Below are 19,113 nucleotides of genomic sequence, written 5' to 3' on the forward strand. Positions count from 1 at the left end.
ACATACGAGTTCTGTGGCTTCTGTGGCGTTTTCCCCGGATGGCAGCACATTAGCCGGTGGGAGTAGAGACGGGACAATTCGATTGTGGGATGCTGCTACCGGAGGACATAAGGCGATCCTTACAGATCATACATCACGGGTTTATGCTATTGCATTTTCTCCGGATGGTGGCACGCTTGCCAGTGGGAGTAGAGACGGGACAGTTCGATTGTGGGATGCTGCCACCGGGCAACTCAAGCGGACACTTGAGACGCAGGAGATTTATGTCTATTCCCTGGCGTTTTCTCCGGATGGCGACATATTTGTTTGTGGGACTGAAACCGGGGTTGTCCTATTGTGGGATGCTGTTACCTGGCAACGCAAGAAGCTATTTGATGAGCGTACAACGAGGTTTAGTTCCGTGGCGTTCGTAGCTTTTTCCCCAGATGGTGGCACGCTTGCCAGTGGGAGTGATGACGGGGCCGTTCGGTTGTGGGATGTTGTCTCTGGACAACTCAAGCGGACACTTAACCATTGGAGTTCTATCAATTCTGTGGCGTTTTCTCCGGATGGTGGCACGCTTGCCAGTGGAGATTGGGGTAGTACGATTCGAGTGTGGGATGTTCTTACCGGCCAACTCACAGAGACACTTGGCGACGTGCCTATAGGCGGGAATGAGATACCTTTTCGTTCCGTGGCATTTTCCCCGGATGGCAGCACATTAGCCAGTGGAAGTAATGACGGCATGGTACAGTTGTGGGATGCCGTTACCTGGCAACACAGGGCGACTCGTAGATGGCCGATGTCGGCGATTAGATCGGTAGCGTTTTCGCCAGATGGAAGTAGGCTTGCCAGTGGAAGCGGAAGTGGCGCAATTCGGTTTCTGGATGTTACCACTGGCCGAGATACGGCGACCCCTATATGGTTTCCGTCAGGGGTTAATTCGGTGGCGTTTTCCCCGGATGGTAGCACGGTTGCCGGTGGGCATGAAGACGGGACAGTACAGTTGTGGGATGTTGTCACCGGACAATTCAAAAAGACTCTTACAGGGCATGAGGACGATGTCAATGCTGTGGCGTTTTCACCAGATGGTGGCCTGCTTGCCAGTGGAAGTGATGACCTGATGATTCGGTTGTGGGATGTTGTCACCGGTGAGAACAAAAAGGTCCTTCAACATGTTACTTCTGTTCGTGCCGTAGCGTTTTCCCCGGATGGTAACACTCTTGCTGTTGGAGGTAATGAAGTAAAGATTCGGTTGTGGGATGTTGTCACTGGTCAACTTATAACAACTCTTGAGGGACATAGCGGTGGTATCAGTTCCCTGATGTTTTCCCCAGATGGTAGCACGCTTGCCAGTGGAAGTTGGGACCATACAGTTCTGCTGTGGAATATGTTACTGTACATTACACCTCAACCCTCTGTTCTCGATTTTGATGGCGATAGTGCTGTTGGTTTTGCCGATTTTTTGCTTTTTGTGTCACAGTTCGGGGTCAGTGAGGATGACGAGGGATATGAAGCGCAGTTTGATCTGGATGGGGATGGGACAATTGGATTCGGAGATTTTCTGATTTTTGCTAATGCTTTTGGCAAAGCCGTATCATCAAATTGACAATGTTAAAAGATATATTGGCTAATTGCGAACGGCCTGAAAATGGATCTACTCGTAACTGGTATGAATAAAGATTGAGGGGGTACTTTTATGAGAATAGTGTATAAGGAGAATATCTTGAAACCAATCGTTTTTATCATCGCAGCCCTTTTGTTCAACGCGATAGTCCCCACCCTCGCACACGCAGCCATACTCTTGCATGGGTCACGTGTCAATGCCAATACGCTTGTTCGAGACGCTTATGTACATGTCACCTATGGCGACCGCAGTGGTGAGCAGAAAGTCGTGAAGGGATGGATTGATACGATTGGTGACAGCACGTTCACCATTCGCAGCGGAGGCACTAAAAACAGAACGGTCATCGCCTACGACAGCGTTATTGCCGTGATTATGAGCGATGAATCAACCGTCCCCGTAAAGCAGATGAATGACGTGAATCGGTTTCTTCAACAAAGCCCTGTTGTTGCATACTTACAGGGGTCACGTGTCAATGCCAATACGCTTGTTCGAGATGCTTATGTGCAAGTTACCTATAGCGACCGCAGTGGTAAGCAGAAAGTTGTGAAGGGATGGGTTGGTGTGATTGACGACAGCACGTTTACTATTGGTAGCAGAGACATTAGAAATAGAACGGTTATCGCCTACGACAACGTCATAAGCCTTGTCACAGTCATTGCAAAACCTACTCCCATTGTAACACCTGCTTCAGGTATCACACACCTCATAGGGATGATGGACCCCAGCGGTCGGATCACCATAAAGGCGGCTGGTGGGTTTGTGGTAGGCATCCCTTTAGCACGCCTGGGTTTGGATACAGGATCCAGTTATAGCAAGAAGTTAATAGGTTTTATGGCTGGCTATACACTCGGCGTGGCGGTCGGTGTGAGCATGTTGGATCCTTATGATCAGTTTACGAGTTCGTTTGTAGGCTCTTTTATAGGAGCCAGCGCAGGTATGGGACTGATCCCTGTTGATGTTGGTTTAGCGGCAATGGCTGTTGTAATTTTTCCAATTACAGGTGCGGTAATCGGCTCTGAGTTGTCGCGCAGACCGCCCGAAGCGAGCTATTTTTCTGTGGGTCTCGCGCCCGACCGTGACGGAAATTTATCAGCGGTTGCTACGTTGCGGTTTTAAATGGCTCCCAAAATCTGCTCAGACAGATGAGGTGGTTTAAGAATAAATCCACAAAAAAAGCGACCATTGAGTCGCCCAAAATAATATCTCCATATCTCGCACTTTATCCGCGATGATCAATTCCTCCCGTTATTTCTACCTGAAGGTGAACACACAGGAGACCCCCGTGAAAAGTTTTCTCAAAAGCACCGTTCTATTCGCGCTATTTGGCCTGATGGCCTGTGGAGGAAACAGCAAAGATACACTGGGACCAGGGGATTTGGACGAGATAACAGCGGGCACAATGGGTATTTGCTACAGAACCCCACAGGTGCGCGATGCCATCCTGGCTATGCTATCCGACATCGATAATTGTGCCCTGGTCACAGAGACGCATTTATCCTCAATCACGCGTCTGGATCTGAATGACCAGGGAATCACCGATTTGCGGAGAGCCGACTTCTATGGCCTGGACAACTTGCCAGGGCTATCTCTTTCCTTTAATTCTTTAAGCACTCTAAAAGAAGGCGTGTTCGCCGGTTTATCCAGTTTGAAAAGTTTAGATCTTAGCTTCAATAGTCTGCACACCCTACCAGCCGGTGTGTTTTCTGGCCTGGATAGCTTGCGATGGTTAGGTCTTGACTACAACTCTTTAAGCACCTTGCCAGCCAGTGTGTTTTCTGGCCTGGATAGCTTGCGAGTTCTCAGACTTGGCAGCAATGATCTAAACACGCTACCAGAAGGCGTGTTCTCGGGCCTGTCCAAACTGGGGGAACTGGAGTTGCAAAACAACGCTCTGAATACCCTACCAACTGGTGTGTTTTTGGGCCTGGATAGCTTACGAGTTCTCAATCTGGAAAATAATGCTCTAAACACATTATCAGAGGGCGTGTTCTCACATCTGGACAACTTGCAAAAGATAGACCTTAGTTTCAAGGACCTGCAAACACTACCCCAAAATGTGTTCTCAGATATGCCGACCAATTTGCAAACATTAAGGCTGCACACGACCGGTCTCCACACGCTACCAGAGGGTGTGTTCTCCAGCTTGAATAACTTGCAATTCTTATCTCTTTATTCTAACGGTTTAAACACACTGCCAGAGGGCGTGTTCACCGGTTTATCCAGCTTGAAAAGCCTATCTTTTTCCAGCACTTTTTTGCAAACCCTGCCAGAGGGCGTGTTCTCACATCTGGACAACTTGAAATACCTATCTCTTCATTCTCACGATCTGTTGAGTACCCTGCCAGAGGGCATATTCTCAGACCTGGACAACTTGCAAAGGATAGACCTTTTTTTCAACGATCAGCTAAGTACACTACCAGAGGGCTTGTTTGCCGGCTTATCCAACTTGCAGGATCTAAATATTACTTCTAATGATCTGCTCAGCACACTACCAGAGGGCTTGTTTGCCGACTTATCCAACTTGCAATGGCTAAATCTTTCTGGTAATGATCTGCTGAGTACACTGCCAGAGGATATATTTTGGGACCTGTCCAGCTTGCGAACGCTACAACTTTACGACAATAATCTAAGCAGGCTACCCGAAGGGATATTCTCTGGCTTGTCCAGGCTGAAGTTACTATGGCTTCATTGGAACCCCGGAGCTCCCTTTACTCTGACAATAGAGTTGGAACGCACAGACAATATGGACAATAATGCACAGGGACCCGCTACCATTGTAGTCAAAGTTGCCGAGGGGGCACCGTTCGATATGACCGTCAGTCTGTCGGCACAGGGCGGCACCTTGTCGGCCAATACAGCTACGATTGTAGCGGGTGAGATTAAAAGCGAACCTGTTATGGTACCGCCAGGTGAGGGTAATTCGGTCACAGTGCGTCTGGGTCCAGCACCTGCACTGCCACAATTTTTGAACCACGCTGGTATCCAGACCGCCGTGGGAGATTCGCTCATTCTATTTGGACAAGCGGCATCGAGATAGCGGTGGTGTTTACGTATTTCAACAGGAGGAATTTATGGCGCGAATAGCGGCAATCGTTCTGGTCCTGGGCCTGTGTATGCCAGAGACCTTATTGGCCTGGGTGACCTTTGAAGCCGATGAAATTGATAGCAGCACGGTTAAACCTGGTGCCTATGTCGAGATTATCTATGGGAGGGGGGAGCGAGACCCGGTGTCAGAGGAGTGGGAGAGACTGGATACGGCAAGGGGATATATTCAAGCTATTGATACAGAGACTCTGACTATTGGCGAACGATTTTGGAAGAAGGTAATTGCATTAGAGCATATTCAAAAGCTGATCATTGCAACGTCTGCTCAGGAGGAAAAAAGAAAGTCATCCTTCGAACTCGGGGCAGACCTTCTATCCGTCGAATTCCAGACTGGTCAGTACGCTTCCACGACACTTATCAATATGGGAGGTGGTCTGGTAAGAACATCTCCGTCCATCTATATGTCCAGTTTCTTTTTTAACAAATTGGCTTTTGACCTGGGACTGGGGCTTACCTCCTGGTCCTATGACGGGGGGAACAATACCTCATGGATGACGCGCAGTGGATTCACTTACTTTCCTCAAGGAGCAGCTTCGAACTCTGTTTACGTCAGGTCTGTCTTGGCGACATTGAGTACGGATAATTCCAGCACTCAATTTGGTGCGGGAGGAGGTCTTGGATATCGCCACGTTTTCCAGAACAGGATGGCTGTGAGGTTGGAGACATCGTATATACGATGGTTCAGGGCAAAAGAGAACCATATCGCGGTTCGTTTGAGCTTTGGTGTTGTTCTCGGAAGCAAGGGTGCTTTCCCGGAGCCTGAATGAGACAACGAGGGACATATCGTCTTATCGATAGCGTTTCATTCTCGATTTTTTAAAAGGCCAATCGCGAAAGGTGAATGATTATGAGACGATATACGCTAATTGGGTTATGCACGCTGATTGGGTTGATGTCAGATGAGGGATTTGCCCAGGAGTATGTCAGGAGAACGGGGTTCATTTTTCTGCAGTTTCCCACCAGTGCTCGCACGATGGCTTTGGGTGAGGCGGGCGTAGGGTTGATCGGAAGCGGGCAGGCTATTCTGTACAATCCAGCAGGACTGGCTTTTATGGAAGGGCGGGAAGCGTATTTTACGTATGTAGATTGGATTTTTAGTACCAAGCACTATGTGGCTGGCGTTTCAGCAAATGTGCCGCGTATAGGGACATTTGGGTTGTCTGTTGTGAATCACGATATCGGTCCTGTCAGATTTGAGAATACCACGCAAGAAACCAGCAAGTATGCCATTTCAGTGGCTTATGGGGGCATGATTACCGACCGGATTGCGGTGGGGACCACCCTCAAGCTGATCCATGAGAGTTATTCCTGGGAGGATCACAAGCAAAATGTCTTTGCCGTTGATTTGGGCACGTATTTTGCCACGGGATTGCGGAATACGGTGATCGCGATGGGTGTGGAGAACTTGAGCACGAGCGGGTTAGGCGAGCCAGAGCAAGGGGGACTCCCAAAAAATATGCGGATGGGAGTGCTCATTGATGTGGTTGCTCTGACGGATGTTGGTCCCTTGCCTCATAATCTGGACCTGGTCGTGGATGTGAATAATCCAAATGATTCTGAGGATGGTTTCTACACAGATATAGGTATCGAATATACATATATGTACCAGACCGCTATAGGCGATATGTTGGGATTTTCACTACGAGCAGGACATCAAAAAAGGCCCCGAAGCCTAATAGATCCCAACACTCTGGGTATTGGCGTGCTGTTTAAGACCCATGGTATAGGCTTAAAGGTGGATTACACAAGCAAGTCCTTTGGCGCCCTTTTCGATGATGAACGGGTGCATATTCTCAGCGTTGCTTTCAATTTTTAGAGTGCGGTTCACTGATTCGGTCAGGAGATGGATAGCCACAGTCGTTTTGATTCTGGGCAGGTGTATGCCAAAAATTCTGAAGGATAAATTTATGAAAAAATTAACCGTAGTCTTTGTTATTACAAATCTCCTGCTCAACGCGATGGCTCCCACGCTCGCGCACGCAGCCACATATCTGCAAGGCACACAGGTCAATGCCAATACGTTGGTCCAAGATGCCTACGTTGCAGTCACATATTACGATAGCAAAGGCAAACAGAAATTGGATAAGGGGTGGATTGATGCGGTTGATGAAACTTCGTTTACAATTCGCAGTGGACACTGGACCAAGAAAAACATTGCATACGCCAAAGTGCTGTCCGTGATTATGAGCGAAGAATCAACCACGCTAAAGCAGATGAATGAGGTGAATCGGTTTATTGGAGAGAGAAAAAAAGAGGAAGAGTTGAAGGCCATCACGATCATGTCACGCGGGCAGATTGATCCTGCAAAGATTACGAAGAGATGGTATGCCCATGTCATCTACATTAGAAAAAAGATAAAAAAAACAGCAACTGGAAAGATTATCCATAAGGACTCAGACCGTATTGTAATCCAAAATAGGGAGGAGTTCTGGAAAAGCTGGAAAATAGCATACAGCGAGATTGATAGACTCGCTATTGCGAAACATCAACGAGATATTGAAGGATGGATGGTTATGCAATTGCTCCATGAGGGAAATGCCAAAGTGCGTGCCCGCGTTCCTTCAATTCAAAAGCAATGGATGATTGGCAAGGTTGAAAAAATGACGCAAGACACACTCGTTGTCCGTGGAGAACTTGCACTTTATGGACGTAAGGTGCCTCTTTCTTCAATTTCCGATTTTGAAGTGAACATTGGACAGCATAGAAACACGGGGAAAGGCTCTATATTCGGTTTGGCTCTCGGTCTTGCTATCCTTGCTCCAGTTGCGATAGCAGACGCGAGAGATGAGGACGAATGGCAAAGATTTGCCACAATCGTGACCGCGACGTTTATATCTCTACCTATTTGGGTTCTCTCCACTATCATTGGTGCTACAATAAAATCCGACAAATGGATCGAGGTGTCGCCCCAGAGTCTCAACCTGAGCCTCACACCTACATCCACAAAAGGGCTTCGCGCCGCACTCACGTTTAATTTTTAATTGAGGTTGGCGAAAAATAAATAAAAAAAGCGACTCTGATAGTCGCCTAAGAATAATGCCTTCGTATCTCGCACTTTACACACGCTGTTTGGCGGGTCGTGCGGGTGCGCCCATCAACATGCCTTCTGCACTGATGTCTTCGTCAATATCCGGCCAGTGAACACCCTGACCATCGCCGATAAATTCATAGTTTTCACGCTGAGCAGGCGTTGCGTCTGCAAGTCGCCAGGACCAGACGAGCGGTACACTGATTGTCCGACCATCCACCAAATCAGCGATGATCAATTCCCCAGTGATCCTGATGGCTTTGATGCGAGGTTCAGTATTATTCGCAGTGTTCACGCCATGCCTCCAAAATTATCACGTAGTTCGATTGGATTAACCGCCGAATCTCACTCAATTCATGAGGAGAGAACCCGTAATTTTTGCATAATGCAATGGGTTCGAGCCAATATTTGCATGTTCTTCTGTCTCGTCTCACATGCACATGCCGAGGTTCATGACAGTCAAAACTATAAAAGAAAAATCGATATGGCCCCTGTATGTTGCTGACCCTTGGCATTATGCCCTCCAGCTTGAATTAGATTACTCAATATTCAAGGTTATATCAACAAAAAAATAGGAGAATCTCATGTACACAGAGCACAATGTTCGTCAAACCATCGCCATCCTGGTCACTACAGCCCTCCTGCTCATCGCGATGGCTCCCACACTTGCCCACGCAGCCACATATCTACAAGGCACTGAGGTCAATACCAACACGTTGGTCCAAGATGCCTACGTTGCAGTCACCTATTACGACAGCAAAGGCAAACAGAAATTGGCGAAGGGATGGATTGATGCGATTGGCGATAGCACGTTTACCATTCGCAGCGGAGGCATTAGAAACAGAACGGTCATCGCCTACGACAGCGTTATCGCCGTGATTATGAGCGATGAATCAACCGTCCCTGTAAAGCAGATGAATGACGTGAATCGGTTTATTAGAGAAAACAATAAAGAAGAAATTTTGAAACAGCCCGATAAAAAAAATAGCAATAAATGGTCGGCTGGCTTTTTTGGCGGTGTTCTTTTAGGAGCAACGGGAGGGCTTATTGGATTCACAGTTGCAGAAGACTGCCCAGAAGATGGAGATTTTTGTGGTCCGGGTTTTGCTGCTGTTTCCTTGGGCTATATAGGTTACGTAATCGGCGTGCCTATAGGTGTGAGCATAGTGTCATCTGATCCCATACCGCCAATGTTAGGTAGTGGAATGGGAGTCGTAGCAGGCTGGTCAATGACTACTACGCTCTCCGATAAGCTCTGGCCCTCGGTGCTGATCTGTCCATTAATTGGAGCGGTGATGATGTCCGAGTTGTCAGATGCCTTTAAAGTTCGCCGTTTTTCTGTGGGACTGGCACCTAATTCGGATGGAAGATTATCAGCGATTGCTACGTTTCGGTTTTAGATAGCTGTCGTTCAGATGTAAATCAGCGGGTCTATGCCGTCAATGCCATCTCTGTCTATGACGGATTGCTGAACATCCGCAAGATTATTTCCCGTATTGCCGGATTCATTAAAATAAATTAGATACATTGGAGTCTCACGTTTCACATACGCTGTTTTGCTTGTTCGATTACTTGTTCGGTAGCTTGTTCGGTTTCCTTCCTGAGCGACTGCAAGAACCTGAATCGTTACTAATTTTTTTTAGTTCCCAGAATCCAACACCCGGAATCCATACCGCTGAAAGACCGTAGCCGCTGTGTCTGATTGAAAAAAGTGCATGGCGGCTTCGACTGTTGGTGTGCGTCGTCCTTTTACGATGGCGATTGGATAGACAATGGGTGTGTGCAATAGGGAGTCGGGAAGTGTGGCAATGACTGCGACGCCATCGCTGATTGTCGCATCTGTGGCATAGACAATGCCGGCGGCACATTCTCCGCGGGCGACCAGTGTGAGTGCGCCGCGTACGTCCATTGTCGGGGCGATGCGGTTTTTGAGCAATGTCCACCAGCCCAATTTTTTCAGGGCTTCTACAGTGTAGATACCCGCAGGCACGTGAGATGGGTCGCCCAGGGCTAATTGTCCATCGAATGCGCTGGGGAAGTCAAAGTCTGCGTGGGGTTCGACAGAGAATTTTTCATTTTTGGGGGAGATAATTACGAGGGCGTTGCCCAGTAGATCGATTCGGGTATCGGGTTCGATCAATTTTTCCGTTGCCAAAAAATCCATCCATTTTACATTAGCTGAAAAATATATATCCGCAGGCGCTCCCTGGGCTATCTGTTTGGCGAGGATCGAAGAGCTGGCAAAAGACATTCGCAACGATATGCCCTGTTTTTCTGCGGTTTTGGAGAGGTCTTGCAGTGCGCTTGTCAGGCTGGCTGCAGCATATACGGTGACGGGTTCGGCAAGGGTGATTCCGCGCGTTGAGAAACAGGTTGCGATGAAGATGTAGATGAATAGTTTTTTCATGGGATAAGGAGAATAGTATGTCCGATTTTTGGGTTCAAGATAGCGAGACGATGTTGTTGATTGGCGATAGTATTACGGATTGTGGTCGGCGTGCGGCTGAGGCACCGCTGGGCAGTGGATATGTGCGGGCGTTTACTGAGATTGTGACGGCACAGTTTCCCGAGCGAAAGATCGCGTATATCAATAAGGGTATTGGCGGTAATCGCGTGACGCATTTGCACGAGCGCTGGCGAGAAGACGTGATTGATCACGCGCCGGATAAGTTGTCGATTAAGATCGGGATCAACGATTTGCACAGCGTTTTGCGACAGGCGGAGGATGCGGTTCCGCCCGCGCGATTTGAAGAATTGTACGATGCTATTCTGGATACGACACAACGGGAGATTGGGTGTCCAATTGTGCTGATTACACCTTTTTATATTTCGACAGATACATCCGGGGAGACGTTCCAGAGCGAGGTTATGGCGTTGATTCCGGAGTATATCGACATTGTGGAGAAGATGAGCGAGAAGTACGGGACAAAGCTGTTGCGGTTGCACGATCTTTTCCAGACGCATTTGAAATATAGAGATTCAGAGACTTTCTGTCCAGAGCCTGTGCATCCCAATCGGACAGGACATTTTATCATTGCGGATGCGTTGTTTAAGATGCTTTGTGAAGGGTGAGACTGGGGGCATACCATGTCGGCTTTCTTCAATTGGAGGCATATCAATGGACAAGCTCAAAATTGCACATATCGGCACGGGGAATCGAGGGGCAAATGTGTATCTTCCGCTCATTGCTAAATTGAAGGACGATCTTGAACTGGTCGCTGTTTGCGATGTAAGCGAAGATTCTGTCAAGGCGCAGGGCGCAAAGTATAGCGTTGCTGCATACACAGATACTGCTGAGATGCTGGAAAAAGAGAAGCCAGATATTTGCTCCATCGTTATTACCCCGAGCAATAATCATATCCCGGGGCTGTTGTGCTCTGAACATGGCGTGAGTTACTGCACTGAGACGCCGATCGACACAGACCTCGGCTGGGCGGATGAGATGATTGAGTCCGCAAAGCAGCACGGGACGAAGATTGAGGTCAATGAAAACTATTATCGCGTGCCATCGGAACGGATTAAACGTGAGATGATTCTGGCGGGTGTATTCGGCAAGATCAATGTTGCCTACAACGAGTTTCGCGGACACGGGTATCACGGGGTCGGCTTGATTCGCAGTTACGTCGGTTTTGATAACGAACCCCTGCGCGTGTTCGGTTTGCGAAAGAGCTTCGCAGTGCAGGAGCATGTCTGGCGGCAAGGTCAGCCGACACGCGACTCAGAGGATTGGCAGCAAGGCGTTATCGAATTTGTCGATGGCGCGGTCGGGGTATTCCATTTCAGCAGTTTGTCTTACGGTTCGCCGCTTCGGGGTTTTAATGGCACGAAGTTCTACGCCGAGCGTGGGATGTGCTTCCGCGATGAAGCGGTCATTCTAAACGATACCGCCGATGAGCAACGCAAAATCACGATTGCCCGCAAAACCAACGATGTCAATGGATTTGAGACCCTCGCCGCTCTCGTGGCGGATACAACGCCGGAGGTGGTGTGGGAAAATCCGTTGCAAAATTATCCGCTCAGTGATGGCGAAATTACCGTCGCATCAGAATTGATGAGTATCGCAAATGCCGTTCGCAACGATACCGAGCCAGAATATGGGGCTTATAATGGTCGCAAGGACCGGGAGATTGACGTGGCGATGGCGAGATCGTGGGCAAACGATGGTGAACCTGTGACGTTCCCATTCGAATACGAGAGGCGATGAAGTCAGCTTACGTCTTTAACCTTTTCAGCCGTTCTGCTGCTTCGCTCAGGCTGTCGAGGGTGCGGCAGAAGGCAAAGCGCAAGTATCGGTCGCCTTCACTGCCCGTTGCGTAGAAGTTGTCGCCGGGTACGGGGGTGACACCGATTTCCCGGGTCATGTACATGGCAGCGTCGGTTGCGTTCATGTCGCATAAGGTGGGGACGGAGCGGTAATCGGCAAAGAGGTAGTAGGAGCCGTCGGGGGGGGTGATTTTGAATCCGGTGGATTGGAGTGCGTTGAGGAGCAGGTTGCGTTTTTGTAAGAATGGTTTGTGCATATTTTTGAAGATGGCGTCGGGCAATTGCAACAGGTGCTCGGCGCCTTTTTGCAATGGGGTGGGAGCCTGGACGACGAGGGTGTCGTGAACCGCGCGAATCCTCGGGGTGTGTTGTTCGGGCGATATGACCCAGCCGACGCGCCAGCCGCTGGCGTTGGCGGTTTTGGTGATGGCGTTGATGACAATGGTGCGCCCGGCCATGCCGGCGAGTGTTGCAGGGCAGATGTGGACGCTATCGCCGTAGAGGATGTGTTCGTAGATTTCGTCGGTGATTAAAAATAGGTCGTGTTTGGAGCAGAGGTCTGCAATGAAGGCGAGTTCTGTTTCGGAGAATACTTTGCCCGTGGGGTTGTGTGGCGTGTTGAGGATGAGTGCGCGCGCGCGTTTTGCCGCGGCGATCCATTCGTCTTTGTCGAGCACCCAGCCATCGCTTTTTTCGCGCAGGGTGACATATTCGCAGCGCAGCCCGAACAGGCTGGCCTGGTTGGGATACATTTCGTGAAAGGGTTGTAAGACGATGACGCTGTCGCCGGGATTGCACAGGGCGCGAAGTGTTGAGGAGAGGCCTTCGGTTGCGCCTGCGGTGACGGTGATTTGCGTTTCGGGGTTGGGACGAAAGGCGTAGAATCGCCGGGTGTAGTCTGCGATGGCTTCCCGCAGTTCAGGCAATCCGTAGGGAAAGGAGTACTGGTTGTAGCGGTCGTGCTGGGGTTGGAGGATGGCGCAGAGGTCTTTGAGGGAATGGTTGAGGTGGTCGTTGCCCGCGTTGCGCACGAGGAGGTCGCAGAGGGTGAGCGCGTGCAATTGCTCGGCACCTTCATCTGAGCCACCCAGTATGGCGGCGATGCCCGCCCAGGCGAGGTCGTAGAGTACGGGTTCGTCTGTGATCCCCTGAGAGAGGTTCAAGGCATTGTGTTCAAGGGATAGACGGGTCATGCGCCGGATGACGGATTCTTGTGGGGAAGAATCTCTTATCCCAGCAATTTCTGTTCCCATGTTTTTATGTATTCTTCGGGCGATAGTTGACTGTCCGGCGCGCTTCGATGTTTGTCGTACATGTCTTCTGCTTGTGCTGCGATGACCTCTGGATCTTCGGGGATTTCGCCCTGGTCGCCGTATGTTTCGATCCAGTTGTCGAGGCGCGAGCGCAGGTCGTTGAGCGCGTTTTGATGGTCTGGCGATTCTGCGAGGTTTTCGACTTCGTGGGGGTCGGCTTGCAGGTCGTAGAGTTCTTCGTAAGGGCGATAGGGTGCGAGGAATTTTGCCTGTGCTTCGGTGAGTTTGTCTTCTTTGCCAAGTAGGGGAAGGAGTGTCCAGAGGGGGTATTGCTGGTATTTGTAGCGGTTGAATTGCATGTAGGGGCGGTCGGGATGATAGTTGCGTATGTATTTGTAGTTTTTTGTGCGTACGCAGCGGATGCGATCTACTGTGCCGTCACATCGGTCGCGTGCTGAGTAGATTTCGCTGCGGGATTTTGCATCGGGACCGAGGAAGATGTTGCCTTCCATTTCCGGGGGGACTTCTAAACCCGCGAGCGAGAGCGCGGTGGGTGCAAGGTCTATGCCGCTGACGAGTTCGTCGCTTACGACGCCTGCGTCGATGTGCCCGGGCCAGCGCACAATGCAGGGTATGCGAATGCCACCGTCGTACAGGAATTGTTTGTCGCGGATATGCGCGCGTCCGTGATCGGCGATGAGGAAGACGATGGTGTTGTCGGCTACGCCTTCGTCTTCGAGGCGCTGGAGCACCTGGCCGACTTTGTGGTCGAAGACCTGGACGCTTTCGAGATACATGGCCCAGTCTTTTCTGATGAGGGGATGATCGGGATAATAAGGCGGAATTTCTACGGCGTCGGGATCAACGGGGTTTTGCGGGTCGGGTGTGAAGTTGCGATGGGTGTCGGTGATGTTGTTCTGGGCGTAAAAGGGCTGGCCCTCTGCGCGTTGGGTCCAGTCTATGCCATCAAAGACGCCATTCCGCTGGAAGTTGAAGTCGGTTTTACCGGATTTATCAAAGGGCGGTCCCGGGCTGTTGCAGGTGTAATATCCCGCATCGCGGAAATAGTCGGTGATGAGGCGAATGTGTTCGGGCAATGGGGTGTCGCGCTTGCTGCGGTGATTGTGCGCGCCAAAGCTGGTTTGATATCGACCAGTGATGATGGCCGATCTGCTCGGAGAACACACCGGGCAGGTGACAAATGCATTTGTAAATAGCGTGCCTTCCGATGCGAGTTTGTCGATGTTGGGCGTTTGCACTGCTGGTGTGCCATAGCAGGCGAGGTCGGGATAGAGGTCTTCGCCATAGATCCAGAGGATGTTGGGTTTAATGGGCATGGTAAAAAATCCATTCGTTTGTAGGGGCAGGTCTTGTGCCTGCCCGTTGGATGGTTGGTCTGATTCGCTGATGAACTGGTCTGGGAAACGACCAGTTGTACCCCGTTCTGTCTATTCGTCTTTATCGCGCGCCGCACGCTTGCAAGGATGCCTGCATGTGTCCGCGAGTTTCCGCACCGATGATGCAACATTGTTCTAGGCTGTGTCCCTGTGCTTTTGTGCCGATGACTTCGAGATTGACGGGTCCGTCGTAACCGTTTTCGTGCAGGACGCGGATATAGCCGACGAGGTCGATGTCGCCGCGGCCATTGGCCTGGTTTTCGGGGGCGCCGGGTCCGCGTTCGCGGCCTTTGCAGTCGCGGATGTGGACGTGTTTGACGCGCGAGACGACGGCTGCGATGGCTTCTACTGGATTTTCGTTTGCGCGGTGGATGTGTGAGGGGTCCATGTCAATGCCAAAGGCGGGGGATGAGATGGCTTCCATCACGCGCAGGGTGGTTGGGGTGTTGTAGATGGCTGCGCCCACATGGGCTTTGACGCAGAGGGTTACGCCGTATTTTTCGGCTCTGTTGGCGAGGTTGCCGAGGGAGTCGATGCTTTGTTGGAAAGTTTCTTCGTCGTCTGATTTTCCACCCGGACCGCAATTGACGACGGGGATGCCGGCTTCGTTTGCAGCTTGAAATGCTTTTTCCATGGTGTCGGGATCTTGTCTGGGTTGTTCCATGGCGAGGAGTTCGAGGCCGTATTCACGTCCCAGGCGTCTGGCTTCCCGGGCTGTTTCGCGCCAGTTGTCGAGGACGAGGTGCTGGCTCATGCCGCTAATTGCCGCGACTTCTATGCCGTCGTATCCGGCCATGGCAGTGTACTTAAAAGCGGTTTCCATGTCCCATGCGCCAAAGAGAACAGAGTTGAGTCCGAGTTTCATGTTTCCTCCTGTAAGGGGTTTCAAAATACGCGAATCGACGAATCAACGAATCGACGAATCAACGAATCAACGAATCAACAGAATAGTGTACAACTGGTTAGTGAACGGGTCTGGAGATTCTGTAACTGATTATTATGATTGCATCGCCGGTAAATCTGTGCGCGATCCTCGCACGTCTATCGCTTCTCTGGAGAGCCGTGCGTGGGGCGATTCGCCATTTAAGATTCGCTCGAAATCATCGCCGATTACTTCGGCGACTTGTAAGTTCGCATCTCGTGTGCGTCCGGCAATGTGGGGGGTGTGGACGACATTGACACGGTTTCGCAATAGATCGTCTGTAGGCACCGGCTCGTTGTCATATACGTCAAATGCACCGGCGAGTTCGTTGGTGATAATGCGCTCCCGCAATGCGTCCATATCGACGGCGTGTGCGCGCGTGGTTATGACGATCAGGCTGCCTTTGCGCAATCGATAAATGCGTTCCCGCGATAGGATTTTTCTGGCAGATGGTGTTGGTGGTATGGTGACGACGATTATCTCGCATTCATCTACGAGGGTGTCCATTTCCACGCCTTCTACGCCGAGTTCATCCAACCGCGATTTTGGAATAAATGGGTCGTAACCGAGGACGCGCGATCCGAGGGCGTTGCACCACATTGCCATCCTCCCGCCGATTTGTCCCAGTCCCATGACGCCGACGGTTTTGGTTCCCAATGTGCCGTTGACGAAATCTGGATTGTCGCAAAATTGCACGTATTCAAAATTCCACAGGCGTTCTCCCGATGCCATGCGTTTGTGCCATTGCGGTATCATGCGCAGGGCGTTTAATGTCAGGGCGAGCGTGATTTCTGCGACAGATGCCGCCCATGCACGCGTGCCATCAATGATGGGGATGTCGCGTTCAAACAGGCCATCGACTGGAAGAGAGCGATGGCCCCAATTATCCAGCACACCTCCCACGGCTTTTAATTCGGGTGCGCGTGCCAAACACGCTTCTGTTAGCTGTCCGCCGAATAGCGCGATGGCGGATATATGCGATAAATCCGTCAATTCCGAAAGTGGTATGCCGCGTTCTACCTGTACTACGCGCACTTCATCTATTTCATTTAGCCGCGCCATCAGTGCCTCTGGCACAAACGGCCATGACCGTTCCAGGTTTTCCGTCCGAGCAAACAGAATCGCCATTATCCATCCTTTCTTAAAAATAACGTTCTTATTGTTCTTTTACATGAACGGCAAGATAATGCGTCTTGTCTGGACAAACAAGAACCAAAAAATGCGAATGCATTGTGGGAAGGGAAGGTTTTGAGGGAAGGGGTAAGGTGAGACGGCAAACGGGTTCGCCCTGTGCTGGACGAACCCGCGGTTTTCATAGCCTACGGCGCGAGCATCAGAGCGATGCCATGTGGGTTAACCAATCCAGAGGTGACGAGAGCTTCGGGACTGGAGCCGTCGAGATTGGCACGCCAGATTTTACCGTTATCGACGTTACCGGTGCCAGCATCTATCCAGTACATCTTTGGGGGATCGCTTGTCAGGTCCAGAGCAATATCGCGCGGAGCGGTAGCCGGACCGCCGAGTGACTGTCCACCGAATGTTCTGGTGTTGAGGATATCTTCTGGTTCAGTACCATCTAAATTGGCACGCCGGATTCTATCTCTGACGATGTCTGTCCAGTACATTTTTCCCGCAGCTACATCCAGTGCAATGCCTCTTGGAACCCGCAAGAAGTTTTGGAAGGTGAGGAGGGTTTCGACGTTGGAGCCATCGAGGTTGGCGCGCTGGATTTTATCGTCCTGAAGTGGGTTGGGGGCACCCGTGCCGGAGTCTGTCCAGTACATTTTGCCTCCGGCCACATCCAGGGCGATGCCCTGTGGATTAACCAATCCAGAGGTGACGAGGGCTTCGGGACTGGATCCGTCGAGGTTGGCGCGCTGGATTTTACCATTATCGACATTGGCCCTGCCAGCATCTACCCAGTACATCTTTGGGGGGTCGCTTGTCAGGTCCAGGGCAATGTCGCGCGGGGTGGTGGCCGGGCCGGGAAGTGACTGCCCGCCGATTGTTCTGGTATCTATGACCAGTTCTATGTCAGAACCATCGAAGTTGGCACGCCGAATGCTATCTGTGACGGAGTCCGTCCAGTACATTTTTCCCGCGGCTACATCCAGAGCAATGCCCCTTGGAAGTCGCAACGCGTTGTCGTAGGTGAGGAGGGCTTCAACGTTGGAGCCATCGAGGTTGGCGCTCTGGATTTTATCATCCTGTAGAGGGTTGGAGCCACCCGTGCCGGAGTCTGTCCAGTATATCTTGCCCATAGCCTTAGGCACTTCTTTGCCAAAGCTCCCGGCGAATATCAGAAAGTCGCCAAATCCGACCTCGCCGTCGCCATCCAGATCGAATCGGACTTCATACCTCTCATCGCCCTGACGAGCCCCGAACTTGCCGGCAAAGAGCAAGAAGTCGGTAAAATCGACCTCGCCACTCGCATCAAAGTCCGGATTACCTGATTGTGATCCAATCCTGGCCTGAAGCGGTTGAGTCAGAAGACCGATGGAGAGGGTTGCAAGTATTAATAGACGCATGTTTTCCTCCTTATTGTGGGGGTTTAAGCATTTTTATTAGCCCTTATAAGGCATGATAACATGAGAGACATGGATTTGCCAAATAAAAATAGTCATGATGCCCGAACGTGAGAAGTTGTGTTAAAATCTCCGTGTGTCTGGCTGTACATAAATTTTTTGACTTATGCGTTCTGTATGTTATCATGCGTCAGACATAAACCACAACCCATCAGGAGATTTGACTATGAGTAGCAAAGTTGCAATCATCACTGGCGCGGGCAGCGGGATTGGCAAACACACGACCCTTGCCTTTTTGGATGCGGGATATTCAGTTGCTCTGGCAGGACGACGCGAAGATCCCTTGAGAGCTACGGTGAGTGAAGCGGGCGTAGATGATTCAAAAACGCTTGTTGTGCCGACAGATGTTGGCGATCCAGCGTCTGTGGAAAATCTTTTTGCGCGGACAAAAGAGAAATTTGGACGCCTGGATGTGCTTTTCAATAATGCGGGTGTGGGCGCACCTGGTGTCAATCTCGAGGATTTGACTTTTGAGCAATGGCAAACGGTTGTCAATACCAATTTAACGGGTGTCTTTTTGTGTATTCAGGAGGCATTTAAAATTATGAAAGACCAGACGCCCCGGGGCGGGAGGATCATCAATAATGGGTCGATATCGGCGCATGTTCCCCGTCCAAATTCTGCGCCTTATACATCGACCAAACACGCGGTGTCCGGTCTGACAAAATCCGCTTCGCTCGATGGGCGCAAATACGATATCGCTTGCGGACAGATCGATATTGGCAATGCAGCGACCGATATGACCGAGCGCATGAAAAGAGGGGTTCCGCAAGCCAATGGATCTACTCTGGTAGAGCCTACGATGGATGTCAGGGGCGTCGCGCAAGCCGTGCTCAATATGGCGAGCCTTCCGTTAGATGCAAATGTTCAGTTTATGACGATTATGGCGACTAAGATGCCTTATATCGGTCGCGGTTAAAAAAAAGACCGGACGCTTTGTCCGGTCTTTTTAGT

The 19,113-nt window shown here is 50.6% G+C and carries 18 protein-coding genes; 10 read left to right on the forward strand and 8 right to left on the reverse strand.

Going from position 1 to position 19,113, the window contains the following annotated elements:
- The 6 genes from F4Y39_00200 to F4Y39_00225 all read left to right on the forward strand — a co-directional run.
- Positions 1–1,588: hypothetical protein (locus F4Y39_00200; GenBank protein MYC12123.1), on the forward strand; the 1,588-nt coding region annotated here is incomplete at its 5' end.
- A 117-nt stretch (positions 1,589–1,705) separates the two neighbouring features.
- Positions 1,706–2,722: a hypothetical protein gene (locus F4Y39_00205; protein MYC12124.1), complete on the forward strand. Its 1,017-nt coding sequence runs from the start codon at positions 1,706–1,708 to the stop codon at positions 2,720–2,722.
- A 112-nt stretch (positions 2,723–2,834) separates the two neighbouring features.
- The gene (locus tag F4Y39_00210; protein ID MYC12125.1) at positions 2,835–4,643 is read left to right on the forward strand and encodes a leucine-rich repeat protein; all 1,809 of its coding nucleotides are present in this window, start codon (positions 2,835–2,837) and stop codon (positions 4,641–4,643) included.
- A gap of 34 nt (positions 4,644–4,677) precedes the next feature.
- Positions 4,678–5,478, forward strand: coding sequence for a hypothetical protein (locus F4Y39_00215; protein MYC12126.1), 801 nt, complete (start codon positions 4,678–4,680; stop codon positions 5,476–5,478).
- Between the two features lie 74 nt (positions 5,479–5,552).
- On the forward strand, positions 5,553–6,527 hold the full coding sequence (locus F4Y39_00220) for a PorV/PorQ family protein (GenBank protein MYC12127.1): 975 nt from the start codon (positions 5,553–5,555) through the stop codon (positions 6,525–6,527).
- A gap of 91 nt (positions 6,528–6,618) precedes the next feature.
- On the forward strand, positions 6,619–7,692 hold the full coding sequence (locus F4Y39_00225) for a hypothetical protein (protein MYC12128.1): 1,074 nt from the start codon (positions 6,619–6,621) through the stop codon (positions 7,690–7,692).
- A gap of 75 nt (positions 7,693–7,767) precedes the next feature.
- Here F4Y39_00225 and F4Y39_00230 read toward each other — a convergent pair whose 3' ends face one another.
- Both F4Y39_00230 and F4Y39_00235 read right to left on the reverse strand, forming a co-directional pair.
- The gene (locus F4Y39_00230) at positions 7,768–8,034 is read right to left on the reverse strand and encodes a DUF2442 domain-containing protein (protein MYC12129.1); all 267 of its coding nucleotides are present in this window, start codon (positions 8,032–8,034) and stop codon (positions 7,768–7,770) included.
- The gene (locus tag F4Y39_00235; protein ID MYC12130.1) at positions 8,018–8,254 is read right to left on the reverse strand and encodes a DUF4160 domain-containing protein; all 237 of its coding nucleotides are present in this window, start codon (positions 8,252–8,254) and stop codon (positions 8,018–8,020) included. Before F4Y39_00235 ends, F4Y39_00230 begins: the two co-directional genes overlap by 17 nt.
- A gap of 69 nt (positions 8,255–8,323) precedes the next feature.
- Here F4Y39_00235 and F4Y39_00240 point away from each other — a divergent pair, with 69 nt between their 5' ends.
- Positions 8,324–9,139: a hypothetical protein gene (locus tag F4Y39_00240; protein ID MYC12131.1), complete on the forward strand. Its 816-nt coding sequence runs from the start codon at positions 8,324–8,326 to the stop codon at positions 9,137–9,139.
- 239 nt (positions 9,140–9,378) lie between these two features.
- On the opposite strand, the gene modA is transcribed toward F4Y39_00240, so the two are convergent.
- A complete protein-coding gene (modA, locus tag F4Y39_00245) occupies positions 9,379–10,146 on the reverse strand; it encodes a molybdate ABC transporter substrate-binding protein (protein ID MYC12132.1) in 768 nt (255 codons plus the stop codon).
- A 17-nt stretch (positions 10,147–10,163) separates the two neighbouring features.
- Between modA and F4Y39_00250 the strand changes: the two genes are divergently transcribed.
- Both F4Y39_00250 and F4Y39_00255 read left to right on the forward strand, forming a co-directional pair.
- Positions 10,164–10,811: an SGNH/GDSL hydrolase family protein gene (locus F4Y39_00250; protein ID MYC12133.1), complete on the forward strand. Its 648-nt coding sequence runs from the start codon at positions 10,164–10,166 to the stop codon at positions 10,809–10,811.
- Complete coding sequence (locus F4Y39_00255) at positions 10,780–11,943, forward strand: Gfo/Idh/MocA family oxidoreductase (protein ID MYC12134.1); 1,164 nt, start codon at positions 10,780–10,782, stop codon at positions 11,941–11,943. The genes F4Y39_00250 and F4Y39_00255 overlap by 32 nt, the downstream gene beginning before the upstream one ends.
- Positions 11,944–11,950: 7 nt before the next feature.
- On the opposite strand, the gene F4Y39_00260 is transcribed toward F4Y39_00255, so the two are convergent.
- The 5 genes from F4Y39_00260 to F4Y39_00280 form a co-directional block, all read right to left on the reverse strand.
- Positions 11,951–13,255, reverse strand: coding sequence for an aminotransferase class I/II-fold pyridoxal phosphate-dependent enzyme (locus tag F4Y39_00260; GenBank protein ID MYC12135.1), 1,305 nt, complete (start codon positions 13,253–13,255; stop codon positions 11,951–11,953).
- Complete coding sequence (locus F4Y39_00265; protein MYC12136.1) at positions 13,231–14,592, reverse strand: sulfatase; 1,362 nt, start codon at positions 14,590–14,592, stop codon at positions 13,231–13,233. Before F4Y39_00265 ends, F4Y39_00260 begins: the two co-directional genes overlap by 25 nt.
- A gap of 121 nt (positions 14,593–14,713) precedes the next feature.
- A complete protein-coding gene (locus tag F4Y39_00270; protein MYC12137.1) occupies positions 14,714–15,517 on the reverse strand; it encodes a sugar phosphate isomerase/epimerase in 804 nt (267 codons plus the stop codon).
- Positions 15,518–15,649: 132 nt separating this feature from the next.
- The gene (locus F4Y39_00275; protein ID MYC12138.1) at positions 15,650–16,702 is read right to left on the reverse strand and encodes a hypothetical protein; all 1,053 of its coding nucleotides are present in this window, start codon (positions 16,700–16,702) and stop codon (positions 15,650–15,652) included.
- A gap of 191 nt (positions 16,703–16,893) precedes the next feature.
- Positions 16,894–18,102 carry a hypothetical protein gene (locus F4Y39_00280; protein MYC12139.1) on the reverse strand — a complete coding sequence of 403 codons (1,209 nt, stop codon included), beginning with the start codon at positions 18,100–18,102 and terminating at the stop codon, positions 16,894–16,896.
- 223 nt (positions 18,103–18,325) lie between these two features.
- On the opposite strand from F4Y39_00280, the gene F4Y39_00285 reads away from it, so the two are divergent.
- Positions 18,326–19,078 carry an SDR family oxidoreductase gene (locus F4Y39_00285; protein MYC12140.1) on the forward strand — a complete coding sequence of 251 codons (753 nt, stop codon included), beginning with the start codon at positions 18,326–18,328 and terminating at the stop codon, positions 19,076–19,078.
- Positions 19,079–19,113: the final 35 nt, after the last annotated feature.

It is taken from the genome of Gemmatimonadota bacterium (assembly GCA_009838845.1).
GTDB lineage: Bacteria > Latescibacterota > UBA2968 > UBA2968 > UBA2968 > VXRD01.